The organism is Flavobacterium sp. 5, assembly GCF_002813295.1.
Taxonomy (GTDB): Bacteria; Bacteroidota; Bacteroidia; order Flavobacteriales; family Flavobacteriaceae; genus Flavobacterium.
Genome location: NZ_PHUE01000001.1, coordinates 4,828,275 through 4,851,151 on the forward strand (window position 1 = coordinate 4,828,275; position 22,877 = coordinate 4,851,151).

The 22,877-nt window shown below is 34.5% G+C and carries 8 protein-coding genes; 4 read left to right on the top strand and 4 right to left on the bottom strand.

Annotated elements, in window-relative coordinates; genetic code table 11:
• Positions 1-37 precede the first annotated feature (37 nt).
• The 3 genes from ppk1 to CLU82_RS20250 all read right to left on the bottom strand — a co-directional run bounded on the left by ppk1 (position 38) and on the right by CLU82_RS20250 (position 3,460).
• Entirely contained in the window at positions 38-2,125 is a 2,088-nt protein-coding gene (gene ppk1, locus CLU82_RS20240; RefSeq protein ID WP_100844805.1) for a polyphosphate kinase 1, read from the bottom strand.
• 8 nt (positions 2,126-2,133) lie between these two features.
• Positions 2,134-2,619 (bottom strand): histidine phosphatase family protein, encoded by a 486-nt coding sequence (locus CLU82_RS20245; protein ID WP_100844806.1) that lies wholly within the window; start codon positions 2,617-2,619, stop codon positions 2,134-2,136.
• A 364-nt stretch (positions 2,620-2,983) separates the two neighbouring features.
• Complete coding sequence (locus CLU82_RS20250; RefSeq protein WP_369829042.1) at positions 2,984-3,460, bottom strand: CAP domain-containing protein; 477 nt, start codon at positions 3,458-3,460, stop codon at positions 2,984-2,986.
• 1,650 nt (positions 3,461-5,110) lie between these two features.
• Here CLU82_RS20250 and CLU82_RS20260 point away from each other — a divergent pair.
• From CLU82_RS20260 to CLU82_RS20275, 4 genes are all read left to right on the top strand, one after another.
• Positions 5,111-18,421: a gliding motility-associated C-terminal domain-containing protein gene (locus CLU82_RS20260; RefSeq protein ID WP_100844809.1), complete on the top strand. Its 13,311-nt coding sequence runs from the start codon at positions 5,111-5,113 to the stop codon at positions 18,419-18,421.
• Between the two features lie 139 nt (positions 18,422-18,560).
• Complete coding sequence (locus CLU82_RS20265) at positions 18,561-19,472, top strand: type IX secretion system membrane protein PorP/SprF (protein ID WP_100844810.1); 912 nt, start codon at positions 18,561-18,563, stop codon at positions 19,470-19,472.
• A 94-nt stretch (positions 19,473-19,566) separates the two neighbouring features.
• The gene (locus CLU82_RS20270) at positions 19,567-20,253 is read left to right on the top strand and encodes a hypothetical protein (RefSeq protein ID WP_100844811.1); all 687 of its coding nucleotides are present in this window, start codon (positions 19,567-19,569) and stop codon (positions 20,251-20,253) included.
• 51 nt (positions 20,254-20,304) lie between these two features.
• Positions 20,305-22,254: an OmpA family protein gene (locus CLU82_RS20275; RefSeq protein ID WP_100844812.1), complete on the top strand. Its 1,950-nt coding sequence runs from the start codon at positions 20,305-20,307 to the stop codon at positions 22,252-22,254.
• A 91-nt stretch (positions 22,255-22,345) separates the two neighbouring features.
• On the opposite strand, the gene CLU82_RS20280 is transcribed toward CLU82_RS20275, so the two are convergent.
• Positions 22,346-22,852, bottom strand: a complete 507-nt coding sequence (locus tag CLU82_RS20280; RefSeq protein ID WP_100844813.1) for a CAP domain-containing protein — start codon at positions 22,850-22,852, stop codon at positions 22,346-22,348.
• Between the last annotated feature and the right edge of the window lie 25 nt (positions 22,853-22,877).

Below are 22,877 nucleotides of genomic sequence, written 5' to 3' on the forward strand. Positions count from 1 at the left end.
TATGTTTTAGAATTTAATTCTATAGGTTAGCGTAGTTTTACTCTTCTTTCAATTCTTCTTTCAGTTCTTCAATCATCTCCACTTTTCGCTGGTAATATTTATAGGTTTCCCATTGTGCTCTAAATATTGGATTATCATTTCTAACTCTATATTTATTATCCAATTTAAAAGAATGATATCTGGCTTTTACATTTCCTTTCCAACCAATATCAAAATTATCAATCAATTCATTTTTTATTTCTTGATCATAAATAGGACAGGTTACTTCTACTCTAGCATCAATATTTCGAGTCATTATATCTGCAGAAGAAATATATACTTCTGTAAATCCTGCATTTCCAAAAATATAAACTCTTGAATGTTCTAAGTAATTATCTACTATGCTAATAGCTTCAATATTTTCACTCAATCCTTTAACTCCTGGAATTAAGGAACAAATACCTCTCACCTCTAATTGAATTTTCACTCCTGCATTACTTGCTTCATACAATTTATCAATCATAGCTAAGTCAGACAAACTGTTCATTTTTAACTTCATAGACGTTTTTCTACCAGCAGTAGCATGTGCAATTTCTCTATCAATCAATTTAGTAAAACGATTTCTAGTGTACTGTGGTGAAACAATGAGATGTTTATAACGCTGTACCTTATAATTTGCATCAAAAAAATCAAAAATTTTAGATATATCTTTCAAAATTTGAGGATGACATGTAAAAAGTGTCACATCTGTATAAATTTTGGCCGTAGATTCATTAAAATTTCCAGTGGAAATAAAACCATATCTTTTAATTTTATTTTTTTCATGTCTTTCAATAACACAAACTTTGCTATGAACTTTTAATCCCTTTATACCAAATATCAGTTCAATTCCTTCGGTTTGCATTTGCTCTGCATAGGAAATATTAGAAGCTTCATCAAAACGAGCTTGTAATTCAATTTGAACAGTTACTTTCTTTCCATTTTTAGCAGCATTAATTAATGAACTAATAATTTGAGAATTTTTAGCTAAACGATATAATGTAATTTTAATCGAACTCACCTTAGGATCTAAAGCCGCTTCACGCAAAAATTTAATTAAATAGGAGAACGATTGATAAGGCGCATTTAATAAATAATCTTTCTCAGCAATTTTTCCTAAAATGCTACCTTCAAGACTTAATCCAGGTATTGGAAGTGGGTCATTTTTTTCATATAATAAATCAAATCTGCCAAGATTAGGAAAATCCATGTAATCTCTCCTATTATGATACCTTCCTCCAGGAATAATACTATCCGTAGAATCAATGTTCATTTTATCAAGAAAAAATTTAAGCGTATCCTTACTGATTTCCTGATCATATATAAAACGTACTGGCTCCCCTATTCTTCTATCTTTAACACTTGAAGATATTTTCTCAAGCATACTTTTACTTAAATCACTATCAATGTCTAATTGTGCATCTCTTGTTATTTTTATCATATGTGCCGAAACACTTTCATAACTAAAAATATTAAAAATGCTACTCAAATGCATTCTGATAACATCATCAATTAAAATGACATATTGTTTTTCATTACTTTGAGGTAATACAACAAAGCGATTTACCATTTTAGGAATTTCAATAATAGCATAGCGTACTTCTTGATTTTTTTTCATCACAAGTTTTACCGCTAAGTATCCTAATGAATCTTTTAAAACGGGAAATTCTGCTAAATCATTTAAAATAATAGTAACTAGCTCTGGGCTTAACTTTTGTATAAAAAATTCTTTTAAAAAAATCTCTTGCTCTTTATTTATATCATTTTCATGAATAATAAAAATATTTTCAGTCTCTAATCGCTCTTCGATATTATTAAGTATTCGTAAACTTTCGGACTGCTGTTGTATAACGATCTTCGTTATATCTTTAATCAGCTGTTGAGCTGTTACACCTCCAAAATATTTTTCACCTGAAATACCGCTCAAGCTTAATCGTCTTATGGCAGCAAATCGAACTCTAAAAAATTCATCTAAATTATTGGAAAAAATTCCTAAAAATCGTAATCTATCTAGTAATGGAACTGAATCATCAGCAGCTTCTTGTAGTACTCGAGCATTAAAAGCTAACCAGCTTTTTTCTCTATCTATATATTTTTGTTCAAACACTTTTTTATCTATTTTAAATCTCTGGGGAATACTGTTTTTTTTGTTTTACCATTACTAATTGAATCCCAAGTTTCACTATCGAATTCTATATGAACAAATCCGGCTGTAGGTACATTATCAATGTAAACATCCCCAAATTTATTAACAAAATTTGTAATAGCCTCGTTATGTCCAAATATAATTATGTTATCATAACCATTACTATATAATTTAATAACATTTTCTAATTTTTTTTCATCAAAAGTATATAGCTCATCTTTGTATACAATACTTTCTAAAGGGTAATTTATATTCTGAGCAAAAATCAAAGCCGTTTCAACTGCTCTTTCTGCTGTACTACTCCAAATACTAAATATTTTAGGCAAATTTTTAATGATATTGGAGGAAACCAAATGAGCACTTTGCATTCCTTGTGAAGTTAACGGTCTGTCTTTATCGTGTAAAGGAGCTTCCCAACTAGACTTTGCATGCCGAATTAAAATTAGATTTTTCATACATCACAACTATTAATTTTTATTACAATAAAAACATTACTATCCGCAACCAACATAATAAAATGAATTATGGAAATTAGATGATTTCGATTAAGTCAAATTTGATTAAGCAAAAGATTACTAATAAATCAACTCATAAAATCTTTAGGGACTTACAATTTACAAAAAAGTTTAGAATATTGATCTTAATTTGTATTTGAAATTTTATTATTTGCATACTATCTTATTAAATAAATCAATTAAGATTATTTAAAGTCATAGAAATAAAAGAATTATATCAATTACTATTTATCAAAAGTTTTTTTATAAAACAAAAAAACTGCCACATTATGACAGTTTCTAATTATAAAATTATTTTTATTAATTACATTTTGACAAAAATATTAGTATAATATTTTCTTTTATTCACAGGATTTTCTCTGACAGCTATACCAAAATGGGTAAAGTCACCTTCAATATTTTCTTTATGACTTTCACTTTTCATCCAAGCATCAAAAGCTCCTTTAGCACTATTATAGTTATAAGCAATATTTTCGCTAACCTTTATTGCACCTAATGCTTTAATAATGTTTTCTGAACGGGATTCAAAATCATCATGATTTACAACATTGTTAGTAATCATGTATTCATCATGTTCTTCTGATTTATAAGACACATGATTTATTTTTTCTAATGCATTTAATCCAATACTAACTCTATAATTGTTAATTAAAGACATAGTCTCTAATTCTATATCATTATAATTATAAACTGCTACTATCGGTAATTTTTCCTCCGTTTCAATCGAATTATCATCAGATGTACAAGAGGTATTAAATACAAATATGAACGCAATAGCCAACTTAAATAGTAGTTTTGATTTCATAACGATTCAAAATTATGTTTACAGTAAACTTGGGGAAAATCTTTAATTATTAATTATTCATGACTTAGAATACTTATAACAAAAGTAACCATAAATTCGATTAAAACACAAATTTTATCGATAAAATACATTAAAATGTATTTTTTACATATAAAAAACTTACATTATTATTTACTTATTCTTGCTTAATTTTTAAAATAAAATGGAAAACACAAATATTACTATATACAATCATGAATTCAAATTAAACATAGTTTTATATCATCTAATACTCCTTTATAATTAGGGGAATTAATTAGTATTAGTTTTATGGAAATTTATCAGGGGAAAAACTCAAACTGGAGTAAAGATTAATTGATATGCTTTTATAAAACAAAAGATTAGTTGTTAATTTTATCAAAAATCAGGAAAAAATATAATTATTATAATTTTATTAATTTTTATAAAAAAACAAGATAATTGAATTATTCATACTAATAAACTCTTTTTATTATATCAAACAAAAATAATTAACAATTAATCAATTCAAATTAGTTAAAAATTATAAAAGTTTTTAAAAAATAAGTTTTTTTTTAAATACAAATTCTTACACCGTAAACTCTTCAACGAGTATTTAGGTTTTTCAAAGAGAAACATATCGTATTATAAACATTCTTTCTAAATTTGATCTATAAATAACAAATAATAGTTATGTATTAGTTTTTTACCCAAATAAAAACTAATCTTTTTAAAACTGCTCCGGTTTAATGTTAGTCATTTAATAACTAACAAATTAGAATAATAATTTTGATTTTATTCCCAAATGTAAATCAAAATAGAAATAAGCCTACTTTAGTTTGTATTGATTTAATAGTTAATAAAATTTTGATTTAGTTACCAAATCTGAATCAAAAAGCCAATCTAAGTTTGATGATACTTGAAAATCATCCTAACTCATTTTAGATATTAAAAAAATTTGATTTTAAAACCAAACTAAATCAATTTTTTAAAGCAAAAACTATTTCAGCCGAATAAAAAACTGATTCAAATAATCAGTTTTCAATTTAGACAAAACAAAATTTTAATTTGATTTTTTTTCCCAAATCTTAATCAATCTAAAAGTTGTCTATTAAGACCTAATTGCAAATAATTATTAAGATACAATATTTAAATCATCGATTTAAAACAATCTATAGACTCAATTTAATTATTCTAAAAAACTAAGCTATGATGCCTAAAACTACTCAAAACCTATCGAAAGATTATTTTTCGAATATCATTCAAAAAACAATCCTGTTTTTGCCTTCTTTTTTTGAAAAAAAAGTTTGGTTGCTCCCTTTTAAAATTTCTCATATATTCTTACCAGTCTTTAATTCTTCAAACTCTTTTACAAAATCTGTTATAAGTATACATCAAGTAGAAAAAAACAGAAAAATTAAAAGCGCACCTCCTGAAGAAAAATACTATATCCTGTACATTTCAATTTATTGAATTCATACAAGTAAAATCTATCTTTTTGTGATCATTATTGTAAATACTTTAAAGTAATTACGCATTTCGTATGCTTTAGTTTTTGACCCCATATAGAATAATTGCTAAGAATCTTTTCTCATAATATTTAGGTTATTCACCTTAAAATAATCAAAAATGAAAACAATTTTTACTCATTCCGCTAAATTAGCAACAATTTTAATTTTAAGTTATTTTAGTATTTTAACAGCCGTTTCTCAAACAACACCTGTCATTTTCCCTTATAATGGTTTTGGTATTGATGGTGACCTTAAAGCGAATACTCCAACTTCTAATATCGGAGACTGGATACCTGGCACTGGTGGTGCTGGCGAGTATGTATTCCAACTTAATGGTACAGCAGTAAATACAGCTACAACTTATAAATTTACTGAAACATATAATTCCAATGGCGATAACATTTTTACTGGTGGAGGAAAATTTAATGATAACCCCAATACACAGTGGAGCTGGACAAACAACAAGGCAGGAGGTAAAGGTGATATAAACAACGTTTTAATCCATCTAGGAACTGATTCTAGCAATAATCAATGGTTAATTATTGCAAGTGATAGATTAGTAACAACTGGAACAAGTTATATTGATTTTGAATTTTTTCAAAATACACTAACAGCAAATGCTGGGGGTAGTTTTACCCTAGCTGGAGGAAGAACTATAGGAGACATTTTACTTTCAGTAGAATACTCTAATGGAGGTAGTACTGCAACCGTAAAATTTTATAAATGGGATGGAACAGATTATGCATTAGTCAATGATCCTGCTGCTAATGCTTTTGGAAAAACAAATACAAATGTTGTAGATACAATGACAGGAGGAGCATTTGGATCAAGCCAATATTCTGCTTATCAATTTGTTGAAGCCGCAATAAATATAAGTGCTTTTTTTGCAGTAAGCAATCCTTGTGCAGGAGCTGAATTTGGTTCTGTTTTAATTAAAACAAAATCTTCAAATTCTCCAACAGCAGCATTAGATGATTTTGCAGGTCCATATCCTGTAAAACTAATTTTAGGAACTGCAACTATTAGTTATGGTGATGGTGATTTTTGTAAAAATGAAGGTATTATACCTGCTACCCTCGGAGGAATCACGGGTGGAACTTTTTCTGCTCCTGCTGGTTTAAGTATTAATCCGGTTAGTGGATCAATTGATATTACAAATAGTACGGCTGGCTCTTACACTGTAACTTATTCATTTACAACTGGTGGTTGCCCAAAAACAGCAACTACACAAGTAACCGTTAATGCTTTACCTGTTGCTACTATTAACACTTCTACTAATGTGTCTTGCTTTGGTGGAAATAATGGTCAAGCTACTACTTCTGTAACTGGAGGGACTGCTGCTTATACTTATAGCTGGAATACTACCCCTGTTCAAAATACAGCCATGGCAACTGGACTCGTTGCAGGCACTTATACCGTAACAGTAACAGATGCGAAAGGATGTACCGATACAGAACAAATTACTATCTCTGAACCACAAAATGCTCTTCTTGCTGCTATTGGTTCTGTTGTTGATGTAAATTGTAAAGGCGATGCTTCTGGCTCTGCTACTGCTTCTGCCACTGGTGGAACTGCTGATTATTCTTATAGCTGGAATACTACCCCTGTTCAAAATACAGCCATGGCAACTGGACTCGTTGCAGGTACTTATACCGTAACAGTAACAGATGCGAAAGGATGTACCGATACAGAACAAATTACTATCTCTGAACCACAAAATGCTCTTCTTGCTGCTATTGGTTCTGTTGTTGATGTAAATTGTAAAGGCGATGCTTCTGGCTCTGCAACAGCTTCTGCCACTGGTGGAACTGCTGATTATACTTATAGCTGGAATACTACCCCTGTTCAAAATACAGCCATGGCAACTGGACTCGTTGCAGGCACTTATACCGTAACAGTAACAGATGCGAAAGGATGTACCGATACAGAACAAATTACTATCTCTGAACCACAAAATGCTCTTCTTGCTGCTATTGGTTCTGTTGTTGATGTAAATTGTAAAGGCGATGCTTCTGGCTCTGCAACAGCTTCTGCCACTGGTGGAACTGCTGATTATACTTATAGCTGGAATACTACCCCTATTCAAAACACAGCCATAGCAACTGGACTCGTTGCAGGTACTTATACCGTAACAGTAACAGATGCGAAAGGATGTACCGATACAGAACAAATTACCATCAACGAACCACAAAATGCTCTTCTTGCTGCTATTGGTTCTGTTGTTGATGTAAATTGTAAAGGCGATGCTTCTGGCTCTGCTACTGCTTCTGCCACTGGTGGAACTGCTGATTATTCTTATAGCTGGAATACTACCCCTGTTCAAAATACAGCCATGGCAACTGGACTCGTTGCAGGTACTTATACCGTAACAGTAACAGATGCGAAAGGATGTACCGATACAGAACAAATTACTATCTCTGAACCACAAAATGCTCTTCTTGCTGCTATTGGTTCTGTTGTTGATGTAAATTGTAAAGGCGATGCTTCTGGCTCTGCAACAGCTTCTGCCACTGGTGGAACTGCTGATTATACTTATAGCTGGAATACTACCCCTATTCAAAATACAGCCATGGCAACTGGACTCGTTGCAGGCACTTATACCGTAACAGTAACAGATGCGAAAGGATGTACCGATACAGAACAAATTACTATCTCTGAACCACAAAATGCTCTTCTTGCTGCTATTGGTTCTGTTGTTGATGTAAATTGTAAAGGCGATGCTTCTGGCTCTGCAACAGCTTCTGCCACTGGTGGAACTGCTGATTATACTTATAGCTGGAATACTACCCCTGTTCAAAATACAGCCATAGCAACTGGACTCGTTGCAGGTACTTATACCGTAACAGTAACAGATGCGAAAGGATGTACCGATACAGAACAAATTACCATCAACGAACCACAAAATGCTCTTCTTGCTGCTATTGGTTCTGTTGTTGATGTAAATTGTAAAGGCGATGCTTCTGGCTCTGCTACTGCTTCTGCCACTGGTGGAACTGCTGATTATTCTTATAGCTGGAATACTACCCCTGTTCAAAATACAGCCATGGCAACTGGACTCGTTGCAGGCACTTATACCGTAACAGTAACAGATGCGAAAGGATGTACCGATACAGAACAAATTACTATCTCTGAACCACAAAATGCTCTTCTTGCTGCTATTGGTTCTGTTGTTGATGTAAATTGTAAAGGCGATGCTTCTGGCTCTGCAACAGCTTCTGCCACTGGTGGAACTGCTGATTATTCTTATAGCTGGAATACTACCCCTGTTCAAAATACAGCCATGGCAACTGGACTCGTTGCAGGTACTTATACCGTAACAGTAACAGATGCGAAAGGATGTACCGATACAGAACAAATTACTATCTCTGAACCACAAAATGCTCTTCTTGCTGCTATTGGTTCTGTTGTTGATGTAAATTGTAAAGGCGATGCTTCTGGCTCTGCAACAGCTTCTGCCACTGGTGGAACTGCTGATTATACTTATAGCTGGAATACTACCCCTATTCAAAATACAGCCATGGCAACTGGACTCGTTGCAGGCACTTATACCGTAACAGTAACAGATGCGAAAGGATGTACCGATACAGAACAAATTACTATCTCTGAACCACAAAATGCTCTTCTTGCTGCTATTGGTTCTGTTGTTGATGTAAATTGTAAAGGCGATGCTTCTGGCTCTGCTACTGCTTCTGCCACTGGTGGAACTGCTGATTATACTTATAGCTGGAATACTACCCCTATTCAAAACACAGCCATAGCAACTGGACTCGTTGCAGGTACTTATACCGTAACAGTAACAGATGCGAAAGGATGTACCGATACAGAACAAATTACTATCTCTGAACCACAAAATGCTCTTCTTGCTGCTATTGGTTCTGTTGTTGATGTAAATTGTAAAGGCGATGCTTCTGGCTCTGCAACAGCTTCTGCCACTGGTGGAACTGCTGATTATACTTATAGCTGGAATACTACCCCTATTCAAAACACAGCCATAGCAACTGGACTCGTTGCAGGTACTTATACCGTAACAGTAACAGATGCGAAAGGATGTACCGATACAGAACAAATTACCATCAACGAACCACAAAATGCTCTTCTTGCTGCTATTGGTTCTGTTGTTGATGTAAATTGTAAAGGCGATGCTTCTGGCTCTGCTACTGCTTCTGCCACTGGTGGAACTGCTGATTATTCTTATAGCTGGAATACTACCCCTGTTCAAAATACAGCCATGGCAACTGGACTCGTTGCAGGTACTTATACCGTAACAGTAACAGATGCGAAAGGATGTACCGATACAGAACAAATTACTATCTCTGAACCACAAAATGCTCTTCTTGCTGCTATTGGTTCTGTTGTTGATGTAAATTGTAAAGGCGATGCTTCTGGCTCTGCAACAGCTTCTGCCACTGGTGGAACTGCTGATTATACTTATAGCTGGAATACTACCCCTATTCAAAATACAGCCATGGCAACTGGACTCGTTGCAGGTACTTATACCGTAACAGTAACAGATGCGAAAGGATGTACCGATACAGAACAAATTACTATCTCTGAACCACAAAATGCTCTTCTTGCTGCTATTGGTTCTGTTGTTGATGTAAATTGTAAAGGCGATGCTTCTGGCTCTGCAACAGCTTCTGCCACTGGTGGAACTGCTGATTATACTTATAGCTGGAATACTACCCCTATTCAAAATACAGCCATGGCAACTGGACTCGTTGCAGGCACTTATACCGTAACAGTAACAGATGCGAAAGGATGTACCGATACAGAACAAATTACTATCTCTGAACCACAAAATGCTCTTCTTGCTGCTATTGGTTCTGTTGTTGATGTAAATTGTAAAGGCGATGCTTCTGGCTCTGCAACAGCTTCTGCCACTGGTGGAACTGCTGATTATACTTATAGCTGGAATACTACCCCTATTCAAAACACAGCCATAGCAACTGGACTCGTTGCAGGTACTTATACCGTAACAGTAACAGATGCGAAAGGATGTACCGATACAGAACAAATTACCATCAACGAACCACAAAATGCTCTTCTTGCTGCTATTGGTTCTGTTGTTGATGTAAATTGTAAAGGCGATGCTTCTGGCTCTGCTACTGCTTCTGCCACTGGTGGAACTGCTGATTATACTTATAGCTGGAATACTACCCCTGTTCAAAATACAGCCATGGCAACTGGACTCGTTGCAGGCACTTATACCGTAACAGTAACAGATGCGAAAGGATGTACCGATACAGAACAAATTACTATCTCTGAACCACAAAATGCTCTTCTTGCTGCTATTGGTTCTGTTGTTGATGTAAATTGTAAAGGCGATGCTTCTGGCTCTGCAACAGCTTCTGCCACTGGTGGAACTGCTGATTATACTTATAGCTGGAATACTACCCCTATTCAAAACACAGCCATAGCAACTGGACTCGTTGCAGGTACTTATACCGTAACAGTAACAGATGCGAAAGGATGTACCGATACAGAACAAATTACCATCAACGAACCACAAAATGCTCTTCTTGCTGCTATTGGTTCTGTTGTTGATGTAAATTGTAAAGGCGATGCTTCTGGCTCTGCTACTGCTTCTGCCACTGGTGGAACTGCTGATTATTCTTATAGCTGGAATACTACCCCTGTTCAAAATACAGCCATGGCAACTGGACTCGTTGCAGGTACTTATACCGTAACAGTAACAGATGCGAAAGGATGTACCGATACAGAACAAATTACTATCTCTGAACCACAAAATGCTCTTCTTGCTGCTATTGGTTCTGTTGTTGATGTAAATTGTAAAGGCGATGCTTCTGGCTCTGCAACAGCTTCTGCCACTGGTGGAACTGCTGATTATACTTATAGCTGGAATACTACCCCTATTCAAAACACAGCCATAGCAACTGGACTCGTTGCAGGTACTTATACCGTAACAGTAACAGATGCGAAAGGATGTACCGATACAGAACAAATTACCATCAACGAACCACAAAATGCTCTTCTTGCTGCTATTGGTTCTGTTGTTGATGTAAATTGTAAAGGCGATGCTTCTGGCTCTGCTACTGCTTCTGCCACTGGTGGAACTGCTGATTATTCTTATAGCTGGAATACTACCCCTGTTCAAAATACAGCCATGGCAACTGGACTCGTTGCAGGTACTTATACCGTAACAGTAACAGATGCGAAAGGATGTACCGATACAGAACAAATTACTATCTCTGAACCACAAAATGCTCTTCTTGCTGCTATTGGTTCTGTTGTTGATGTAAATTGTAAAGGCGATGCTTCTGGCTCTGCAACAGCTTCTGCCACTGGTGGAACTGCTGATTATACTTATAGCTGGAATACTACCCCTATTCAAAACACAGCCATAGCAACTGGACTCGTTGCAGGTACTTATACCGTAACAGTAACAGATGCGAAAGGATGTACCGATACAGAACAAATTACCATCAACGAACCACAAAATGCTCTTCTTGCTGCTATTGGTTCTGTTGTTGATGTAAATTGTAAAGGCGATGCTTCTGGCTCTGCTACTGCTTCTGCCACTGGTGGAACTGCTGATTATTCTTATAGCTGGAATACTACCCCTGTTCAAAATACAGCCATGGCAACTGGACTCGTTGCAGGTACTTATACCGTAACAGTAACAGATGCGAAAGGATGTACCGATACAGAACAAATTACTATCTCTGAACCACAAAATGCTCTTCTTGCTGCTATTGGTTCTGTTGTTGATGTAAATTGTAAAGGCAATGCTTCTGGCTCTGCAACAGCTTCTGCCACTGGTGGAACTGCAGATTATACTTATAGCTGGAATACTACCCCTGTTCAAAATACAGCTATGGCAACTGGACTCGTTGCAGGTACTTATACCCTAACAGTAACAGATGCTAAAGGATGTACCGATACAGAACAAATTACCATTAACGAACCACAAAATGCTCTTCTTGCTGCTATTGGTTCTGTTGTTGATGTAAATTGTAAAGGCGATGCTTCTGGCTCTGCTACTGCTTCTGCCACTGGTGGAACTGCTGATTATACTTATAGCTGGAATACTACCCCTACTCAAAATACAGCTATGGCAACTGGACTCGTTGCAGGTACTTATACCGTAACAGTAACAGATGCGAAAGGATGTACCGATACAGAACAAATTACCATCAACGAACCACAAAATGCTCTTCTTGCTGCTATTGGTTCTGTTGTTGATGTAAATTGTAAAGGCGATGCTTCTGGCTCTGCAACAGCTTCTGCCACTGGTGGAACTGCTGATTATACTTATAGCTGGAATACTACCCCTGTTCAAAATACAGCTATGGCAACTGGACTCGTTGCAGGTACTTATACCGTAACAGTAACAGATGCGAAAGGATGTACCGATACAGAACAAATTACTATCTCTGAACCACAAAATGCTCTTCTTGCTGCTATTGGTTCTGTTGTTGATGTAAATTGTAAAGGCGATGCTTCTGGCTCTGCAACAGCTTCTGCCACTGGTGGAACTGCTGATTATTCTTATAGCTGGAATACTACCCCTGTTCAAAATACAGCCATGGCAACTGGACTCGTTGCAGGTACTTATACCGTAACAGTAACAGATGCGAAAGGATGTACCGATACAGAACAAATTACTATCTCTGAACCACAAAATGCTCTTCTTGCTGCTATTGGTTCTGTTGTTGATGTAAATTGTAAAGGCGATGCTTCTGGCTCTGCAACAGCTTCTGCCACTGGTGGAACTGCTGATTATACTTATAGCTGGAATACTACCCCTATTCAAAATACAGCCATGGCAACTGGACTCGTTGCAGGCACTTATACCGTAACAGTAACAGATGCGAAAGGATGTACCGATACAGAACAAATTACTATCTCTGAACCACAAAATGCTCTTCTTGCTGCTATTGGTTCTGTTGTTGATGTAAATTGTAAAGGCGATGCTTCTGGCTCTGCTACTGCTTCTGCCACTGGTGGAACTGCTGATTATACTTATAGCTGGAATACTACCCCTATTCAAAACACAGCCATAGCAACTGGACTCGTTGCAGGTACTTATACCGTAACAGTAACAGATGCGAAAGGATGTACCGATACAGAACAAATTACCATTAACGAACCACAAAATGCTCTTCTTGCTGCTATTGGTTCTGTTGTTGATGTAAATTGTAAAGGCGATGCTTCTGGCTCTGCTACTGCTTCTGCCACTGGTGGAACTGCTGATTATACTTATAGCTGGAATACTACCCCTGTTCAAAATACAGCCATGGCAACTGGACTCGTTGCAGGCACTTATACCGTAACAGTAACAGATGCGAAAGGATGTACCGATACAGAACAAATTACTATCTCTGAACCACAAAATGCTCTTCTTGCTGCTATTGGTTCTGTTGTTGATGTAAATTGTAAAGGCGATGCTTCTGGCTCTGCAACAGCTTCTGCCACTGGTGGAACTGCTGATTATACTTATAGCTGGAATACTACCCCTATTCAAAACACAGCCATAGCAACTGGACTCGTTGCAGGTACTTATACCGTAACAGTAACAGATGCGAAAGGATGTACCGATACAGAACAAATTACCATCAACGAACCACAAAATGCTCTTCTTGCTGCTATTGGTTCTGTTGTTGATGTAAATTGTAAAGGCGATGCTTCTGGCTCTGCTACTGCTTCTGCCACTGGTGGAACTGCTGATTATTCTTATAGCTGGAATACTACCCCTGTTCAAAATACAGCCATGGCAACTGGACTCGTTGCAGGTACTTATACCGTAACAGTAACAGATGCGAAAGGATGTACCGATACAGAACAAATTACTATCTCTGAACCACAAAATGCTCTTCTTGCTGCTATTGGTTCTGTTGTTGATGTAAATTGTAAAGGCGATGCTTCTGGCTCTGCAACAGCTTCTGCCACTGGTGGAACTGCTGATTATACTTATAGCTGGAATACTACCCCTATTCAAAATACAGCCATGGCAACTGGACTCGTTGCAGGCACTTATACCGTAACAGTAACAGATGCGAAAGGATGTACCGATACAGAACAAATTACTATCTCTGAACCACAAAATGCTCTTCTTGCTGCTATTGGTTCTGTTGTTGATGTAAATTGTAAAGGCGATGCTTCTGGCTCTGCAACAGCTTCTGCCACTGGTGGAACTGCTGATTATACTTATAGCTGGAATACTACCCCTATTCAAAACACAGCCATAGCAACTGGACTCGTTGCAGGTACTTATACCGTAACAGTAACAGATGCGAAAGGATGTACCGATACAGAACAAATTACCATCAACGAACCACAAAATGCTCTTCTTGCTGCTATTGGTTCTGTTGTTGATGTAAATTGTAAAGGCGATGCTTCTGGCTCTGCTACTGCTTCTGCCACTGGTGGAACTGCTGATTATTCTTATAGCTGGAATACTACCCCTGTTCAAAATACAGCCATGGCAACTGGACTCGTTGCAGGTACTTATACCGTAACAGTAACAGATGCGAAAGGATGTACCGATACAGAACAAATTACTATCTCTGAACCACAAAATGCTCTTCTTGCTGCTATTGGTTCTGTTGTTGATGTAAATTGTAAAGGCGATGCTTCTGGCTCTGCAACAGCTTCTGCCACTGGTGGAACTGCTGATTATACTTATAGCTGGAATACTACCCCTGCTCAAAATACAGCCATGGCAACTGGACTCGTTGCAGGCACTTATACCGTAACAGTAACAGATGCGAAAGGATGTACCGATACAGAACAAATTACCATCTCTGAACCACAAAATGTTTTAAGTGCAACATCTGTAATTATAAACAACAACAATTGTACAAACTGTAGTAATGGATCTATCAATCTTACTGTAACTGGAGGCACAGAGCCTTATACTTTCTTATGGACAAATGGAGCCGCAACTGAAGATATATCAAGCTTAGTAAAAGGCACATACAGTGTTGAAATTAAAGATCTAAATGGTTGTATTGTAAATTATACTTTCATAATTTCAGAATCAAGTATTAATATAACTAAAGATGGAAACTACGTTGACAGCAATCAAGATGGAATTACAAACGTAGGAGATACTGTTAAATACAATTTTGTAGTTACAAATACAGGAACTGTAGATCTTACTAATGTAATTGTTACTGATAACAATGCAGCAATTACAGGAGGACCAATTCCTACTTTACCCGTAGGTGCATCAGACTCAACAACATTCTCAGGCTCATATGTCATCACTCAAGGAGACATCAATACTGGATATGTATATAATTTGGCAACTGTAATAGCCAAAGACCCTGAAGAAAAACCTGTAACAGATACTTCTTCCGACCCTACTCCTTGTACAATCTGTACAATAAATCCAGATTGTACTGATTGTACTATTACAGAATTAGAGCAAACCCCAAGATTGGTAGTAATAAAAACTGCAACTACTGCAAGTTATAGTAAAGTTGGAGACATAATAAACTATACTATAATTATCAAAAACATGGGTAATCAAACTTTGCATCAAATAATAGTAAAAGATCCACTTACAGGATTAGATACTACTATTGCAATATTAGAGCCAGGTGCTAGTTCAGAGTATTCACAAAGTCATACGGTAATTCAAAATGATTTGGATATAGGTTCAGTAACTAATGTTGCAAGAGCAGATGGATTTACACCTAATGAGACTCCTATTGGTGCTTCAGATGATGAAATAGTTAACGAAAAAACAAATCCAATTGATGCTGTTGATGATAATGCGGGAACAATTGTGGGAGTAAACCAAATTACACCAAACGTTATCAACGTTCTTACTAATGATGTTTTGAATGCGTTAGCCGTAAATCTAGCTGATGTATTTTTAACAACTGTAACATCAAATCCTTTCTTACAATTGAATCCTGATGGATCTATAGACGTATTGCCTGATGCTCCTGTAGGTACCCAAACAATGACATATCAAATTTGTGAAAAATTAAACAACACCAATTGTGATACAGCCGTTGTAACTGTTACCATAGAAGCTCCAACTATGACAATAACTGGAGAAGCTATTTGTATCAATGATGTTCCTTACTTAAGCTATACAGCAACTGCAAATAATTTCACTCCAGTAAATGGTTTGACATTAACTTGGACTGATAGTAATAATAATGTAATTGCAACAATGAATAATTTACCATTAAATGGTAAAGTACCATGGCCAGGTGCTGTAGTTGATGAAAATGGTAATGGAATTGATTGGCCTGGTTGGGTTTTAGAAAATGGTAAATGGATTGAAAGTGCTGATGGTTTTGAAGGTCTTAAACCAACTGCTTCTGTAACTTTTACATTAAATCCAAGTCAAACAATTATAGTTAATTATCCACCTTCAGATCCAAGATGTACCTCTAGACCAACATTCAAAATTGATGCAGTTGATGATACAGCTGGACCAATAGATGGAATAAATGGTGCTACTAATGTACTTAATGTCTTTACTAATGATACTTTAAATACTGTTGCTGTTAATCCAAACGATGTAACATTGACTTTAGTAACACCTGATCCAACAGGTTATATGACAATGAATCTTGACGGTTCAATAGATCTAAAAGACGGTACACCTGCAGGTATTTACACCTTAGTATATCGAATTTGTGAAAATGCAGATTTTGGAAATTGTGATACAGCCACTGTGACTATAAATGTAATTTGTAACAATACTACAAAAATGGCTGGTATTGTTTTTAATGCAGCAACAAACACACCTTTGGCAAATGTCCCTGTAACCTTAATTCCACAAGGAACTACAACTGGGCCAATTCTTATCAGAATTACAAATGCACAAGGGTATTATAATTTCACAGGAATGCCAGCTGGAGATTACTTACTACAAGTACAAGATGCTAATTTAGGTAGTGCCTATGAATTGTTCCCTGTAGATTCTAGTTTATTCTTTACAACCTTAGAAATTTGTGTCTATCAATTCCATGACTTTGGATATGACAAGTCAAAAACACCTGTTCTAGGAGATTTTGTTTGGTATGACAAAAATGAAAATGGAATTCAAGATGAGTGGTTCGATGCTAATAATGATGGCTTAATTACTCAAAATATTCCTGATGCCAATGGATCTTTCGATTACAGTAAATGGGAATGGATTGATCTTAATGGTGATGGAAGTTACACAGGCAAACTGAATGTTGGCGAATTAAATGCTGCTGGTTTTGGTAATGCAAAATCGCCAAATTTATTTGTAACTGGTCCTAATAATTATTCTGAAACTGTCATTATTGGTATACAAGGCTATTGGAGAAACAGACCAAGCGAAGGTGCCTATGGTGACTATACTGTAGAATTAAAAATGGATAGTAATTTAGAAACCCAATCATCAGCAATGAATGCCACAGGATTGGTAAAAATTCTACCAAATAGTAACAAAATTGCAAATTCACCAAAAACCAGTAAACCAGCAAGCTTTGAAGTATGTGGACCTACAAATGAAAATCCTCAAACTGCTGATGTTACCGCTACTGATCAAATTCATTTAGATTTAGATTTTGGTATTAGCTGTAGAATGTTTGCCAATATCCAAGCTGTAAATGATGTTTATAATGTGACCCAATGCTCTATTCTTGGTGAACTTGATAATCCGCTAAGCAATGATTTACTTGATGGAATAAAAGTAAATATCAGTGCTCTTAAATTCAAATTATTATCTGAATTATTGATAGATCATATAGCTTTTAATAACACTGGACAAATAACAATAACAAACGGTGTAGCTGTAGGCGAATACAACTTTGACTATCAAGTTTGTGAAGCTATAAATCCAACAAATTGTGCAACAGCAACAATTACAATAAATGTTACAGGAATAGAACCAATTACCATTTCTGGTCTAGCTGCTTGTAATGGAGACACTACTCCTATAGACCTATCTAAATCACTTCCTACAGGTGTTCCTATAAATGGTACTTGGATAGACACTGAAAGCACTGGAGGATTGGTTGGTAATATTTTGAGTTCGATAGGAATACCTGTTGGTAAATATAAATATGAGTATAGAATAGAAGGAGATTGTCCAAGAAGCATCTTTTTAACAATCGATATCGACGATGATTGTATAGCTCTCCCTTGTAAAACTATAATTATTCATAATGCACTCTCTATAAATGAAGATGGTAAAAATGATTATTTCCAAATTGAAAACATAGAAGATAACGATTGCTATAAAAATTTCAAAGTCGAAATCTTTAATCGTTGGGGAGTTTTAGTTTTTGAAAGAGAGAATTATAACAACGAAGGTAATGCATTTAGAGGACGATCAGAAGGTAGAACTACCATCAGCAAAAATGAAGGCTTACCAACTGGAACATACTTCTACATAATAAGTTATGATACTGTTGACGGAGGTAAAACTCAAAATATCAAAAAAGATGGTTATTTATATTTAGTAAAATAAATAGTAATGTATACTCTGGGTATTTGCAAAACCCAGAGTATTATATACCCTCAATTAAGAACATATAGATCTAAAATATAATCCCTCAAAACTAAGCTATTATAAAAAATAGCCAATTTTAACCAACAAATCGCTAACTATGAAAACAAAACTATTTTCAATCGTTATGATGTTTACAGCCATTGCATGTTTTGCGCAACAAGATGCTCAATATACTCAATATATGTATAACACAGTAAATGTAAATCCAGCATACGCGGGTTCTAGAGGAGCATTAAGCTTTTTTGCATTGCATCGTACACAATGGGTAGGCCTTGATGGTGCTCCGATTACAAATACGGTGTCTGTAAATACTCCCTTTAATAATACTAAATTAGGAGCGGGTCTTTCAATTGTAAATGATGAAATAGGACCATCAACTTCTAATTCTATATCAGCAGATATATCCTATACTATTCCAGTATCTGAATCATTTAAACTCTCTTTTGGGATTAAAGGAACTGCTAATATCTTTAGTATAGATGTTAATAAATTAAACCCTAGTGATCAAACTGATCCTCAATTTCAAAATATTAGTAGTGAGTTTAATCCTAACATAGGTGCTGGTCTTTATTTACATTCAGACAAAGCCTATATTGGGTTTTCAATTCCAAATTTCATAGAAGCAGATAAATATAATGACAATGATGTTGCCATTTATAAAGAGAAAATGAATTATTATTTAATTGGAGGATATGTTTTTGATTTATCTCCCACCATAAAATTCAAACCAGCTTTTATGACTAAACTGGTAGAAGGTTCTCCTTTACAAGTTGATGTTTCTGCTAATTTTATGTTTATTGATAAATTAACTGTCGGAGTAGCCTACAGATGGAGCGCTGCGATGAGTGCTATGGTTGGATTTCAAGTTTCTGATGCTTTTTACGTTGGATACTCTTATGATTTTGAAACTACCGAACTAGATAATTATAACTCTGGTTCACATGAGTTGTTCTTACGCTATGAAATATTCCAAAAAAATAGTAAAATGACAACTCCTAGGTTCTTCTAAACACTAAAAACAATTTGTTTTCCTAAAGAAATAAGGAGAATTAACATGGGTTAGGTATTAAATAAATGACTGTCCATTTTTATAAACAGATATCATGAAAAATAAAATACTCCTTTATGTATTAATAATAGGTTTATCGTCATTCAACTGTTGGTCACTGCAAAGTCAAATTTCACTTAATGAAAAAAAACTACAAGCGTCAAAAAACAGTTCATCAACAACGAATGCTCAAGGTAAACCTCCTACCAAAAAGATAAAATATTATCATGTAGAAGAAACCGTTACATTAAAATTTGGTGGTTACAAAACGGTATATGATGTTATTAATCCAAATATAATAAATACATACGATCTGGGACCTAATGGTTCAAGAACTATAACTCCTGTTTATGAGGATGAAGTACAAATTCAACATGAAGAGCCCACTATTAAATCAGATACTGTAATGAATATTAAAAAGCCAGCTTCAATATCAATCTCTGATGCTCCAAAAAAGAAAGATTCGTATGCTTATATTGATGTAATAAAAACCTATGAGAGAGTTGCTGACAAAGGATATGAATCTGTAGATATGTTAAAAAAAGTTGGAAATTCATATTTTTTTAATGACGAATTTGAAAAAGCTGAAAAATGTTATAGCAAATTATTTAGTATTACTACTGATGTAGAACCTGAATATTACTATAGATATTCAATCACTTTGAAATCAATGGGTAACATTCAAAAATCCGATGAATTCTTAAAAAAATTCAATCAATTATCTAGTGTTAAACCTAGATAATAATGCTAAAATGATCCAAAATAAAATTTATAGATTTTAAAAATAAATATTATGAAAAACATTACAGTACTTTACCTAACTATACTTAATCTTTTTGCATTATGTTCTTATGCTCAAAAAGGTAAAATAGCGAGTGCAGATAAAAAATACGATAACTATGCCTACATCGATGCCATAAAAACGTATGAAAGGATAGCTCAAAAAGGCTATCAATCTCCAGATATGTATCAAAAAATTGGTAATGCTTATTTCTTTAACTCTGAGTTAGATGAAGCCAATAAATGGTATGAAAAATTATTTGCATTAACAACTGATGTAGATCCAGAATATTATTATCGATATGCCTATTGTTTGAAATCTGTTGGACAAAATGATAAAGCAAATGAGATGCTTAAAATTTATAATGACAAAACAGGAAACAAAGGTAAAGGAGAATACTATGCCAAGGAAGTCAATTATCTAGATAAAATAAAAGCAAATTCAGGAAGATATAAAATAAAAGATCCTGGAATCAATACTAAATATTCCGATTATGGAAGTTCATTTTATAATGAGAATAAACTAGTTTTTACCTCCTCAAGAGACACAGGAAGTTTAGGTCAAAGAAAACACACTTGGACAGATCAATACTTTACCAATTTGTATCAAACTAACTTAGCTGGAGATTCATTAACTCCTGAAAAAACAGCAAAATTTTCAAGAAGTGTGAGATCAAAATTTCACGAGGCAAGTGCTATTTTTTCTAAAGATGGCAAAACAATGTATTTTACCAGAAATAATTATTTGGAAGGAAAAAAAGGGAAAGATGAAAACAAAATTACTTTAATTAAAATATACAAAGCTAGTTTTGAAAAAAATGATTGGGCAAATATAACAGAACTGCCTTTCAATAGTAATAGTTATAGCACTGCTCATCCAGCACTAAGTCCTGATGAAAAAACTCTATATTTTGTTTCGAATATGCCTGGAAGCCTCGGTGAATCTGATATTTTTAAAGTAAGCATCAACGATGATGGATCATACGGTAATCCCGTAAATTTAGGTGATATTATTAACACTCCTGGAAAAGAAACATTCCCTTTTGTAAGCGATGAAAATGAACTTTATTTTTCATCAGACACACATCCAGGACTTGGCGGTTTAGATGTATTTGTTTCCCGAATAAATCCTGATGGAACATTTGATGAAGTTCAAAATGTAGGTGCAGATGTAAATGGACCTAAAGATGATTTCGCTTATTTAATCAATACAAAAAACCGAATTGGATTTTTCTCGTCTAATAGGGATGGTGGAAAAGGATTTGATGACATCTATCAATTTTTAGAAACTAAAAGGCTTACTCCTAAATGTAAACCAGAATTAAATGGAACAATTACAGAATTAACTTCAGGTCAAACGCTCTCTAATGCCAAAATAACTCTTTATGATGATCTTCATAAAGCAATAAGCACAACAGAATCTGATGATAAAGGGTACTATTCCTTTACTGTAGAAAGTCAAAAAACATTTAGCGTAAGAGCCGAAAAAGAAGATTATACTACTACCGAAAAAACTACTACAATAAAAACTGATGAGTGTAAAACTCAATTAGATTTAGCTTTTGAAAAAGCTTTATGTAAAGTAGCTGTTGGTGATGATTTAGGTAAATGTTTTGGTATAAAATGGATTTACTTTGACTTAGATAAATCAGATATTAGACCTGAAGCCGCATTAGATTTAGCCAAAATATTAGATGTAATGGGACAATATCCAAACATGAAAATAGATATTCGTTCTCATACTGATAGTCGAGCTTCATTTAAATATAATCAAGGTCTTTCTGAAAGAAGAGCAAAATCAACCAAAGACTGGTTAATCAAAAATGGTGTTAATCCAGATAGACTAAGCTTCAAAGGTTACGGTGAAACTCAATTAGTCAACAAATGTTCTGATGGTGTAAAATGTACTGAAGAAGAACATCAACAAAATAGACGTAGTGAATTCATAATAACAGCTTTATAAATTTCCTAACCCTTATAATTTTTCTAATTCTAAAAACAAAAAAACTACCATTAGGTAGTTTTTTTGTTTATTTATTAAATATCTAATATGCCTAAATTTTTATAAAAATATTAGTATAATATTTTTTACCCGTAGCTGGATTTTCTCTGATTGAAATTCCAAAATGAGTAAAATTACCTTCTATATTTTCTCTATGACCATCACTTTTTAACCATGCATCAAAAGCGCCTTGAGCACTATTATAATTATATGCAATATTTTCACTTACATCTTTTGCTCCTAAAACTTTCATCAAATTTGATGAGCGAGCTTCAAAATCATCATGATTTACAACATTGTTAGCAATCATATATTCATCATGCTCTTCCGATTTATACGAAATATAATTGATTTTTTCTAAAGTCTTTAATCCAATACTTACTCTGTAATTGTTTATCAAAGTCATCGTTTCTAATTCAACGGCACTATAGTTATAATCTAACGCGACAGTTGTAGGATTGGCAATTTCTGTAGCTGGAGGAATATCCTCAGATGAGCAAGAAACCATAAAACACAAAATAGTAACAAAAAACGAAAAACGAAGACATTTCAATTCCATAGTATCGGTTAGTTTAAATTTAAAG

Excerpts from the sequence above, each read along its gene's own strand:
- CLU82_RS20245 (WP_100844806.1), bottom strand. The coding sequence starts at position 2,619 with ATGAAAAATCTAATTTTAATTCGGCATGCAAAGTCTAGTTGGGAAGCT.
- CLU82_RS20260 (WP_100844809.1), top strand. The coding sequence starts at position 5,111 with ATGAAAACAATTTTTACTCATTCCGCTAAATTAGCAACAATTTTAATT.
- CLU82_RS20265 (WP_100844810.1), top strand. The coding sequence starts at position 18,561 with ATGAAAACAAAACTATTTTCAATCGTTATGATGTTTACAGCCATTGCA.
- CLU82_RS20270 (WP_100844811.1), top strand. The coding sequence starts at position 19,567 with ATGAAAAATAAAATACTCCTTTATGTATTAATAATAGGTTTATCGTCA.
- CLU82_RS20275 (WP_100844812.1), top strand. The coding sequence starts at position 20,305 with ATGAAAAACATTACAGTACTTTACCTAACTATACTTAATCTTTTTGCA.
- CLU82_RS20280 (WP_100844813.1), bottom strand. The coding sequence starts at position 22,852 with ATGGAATTGAAATGTCTTCGTTTTTCGTTTTTTGTTACTATTTTGTGT.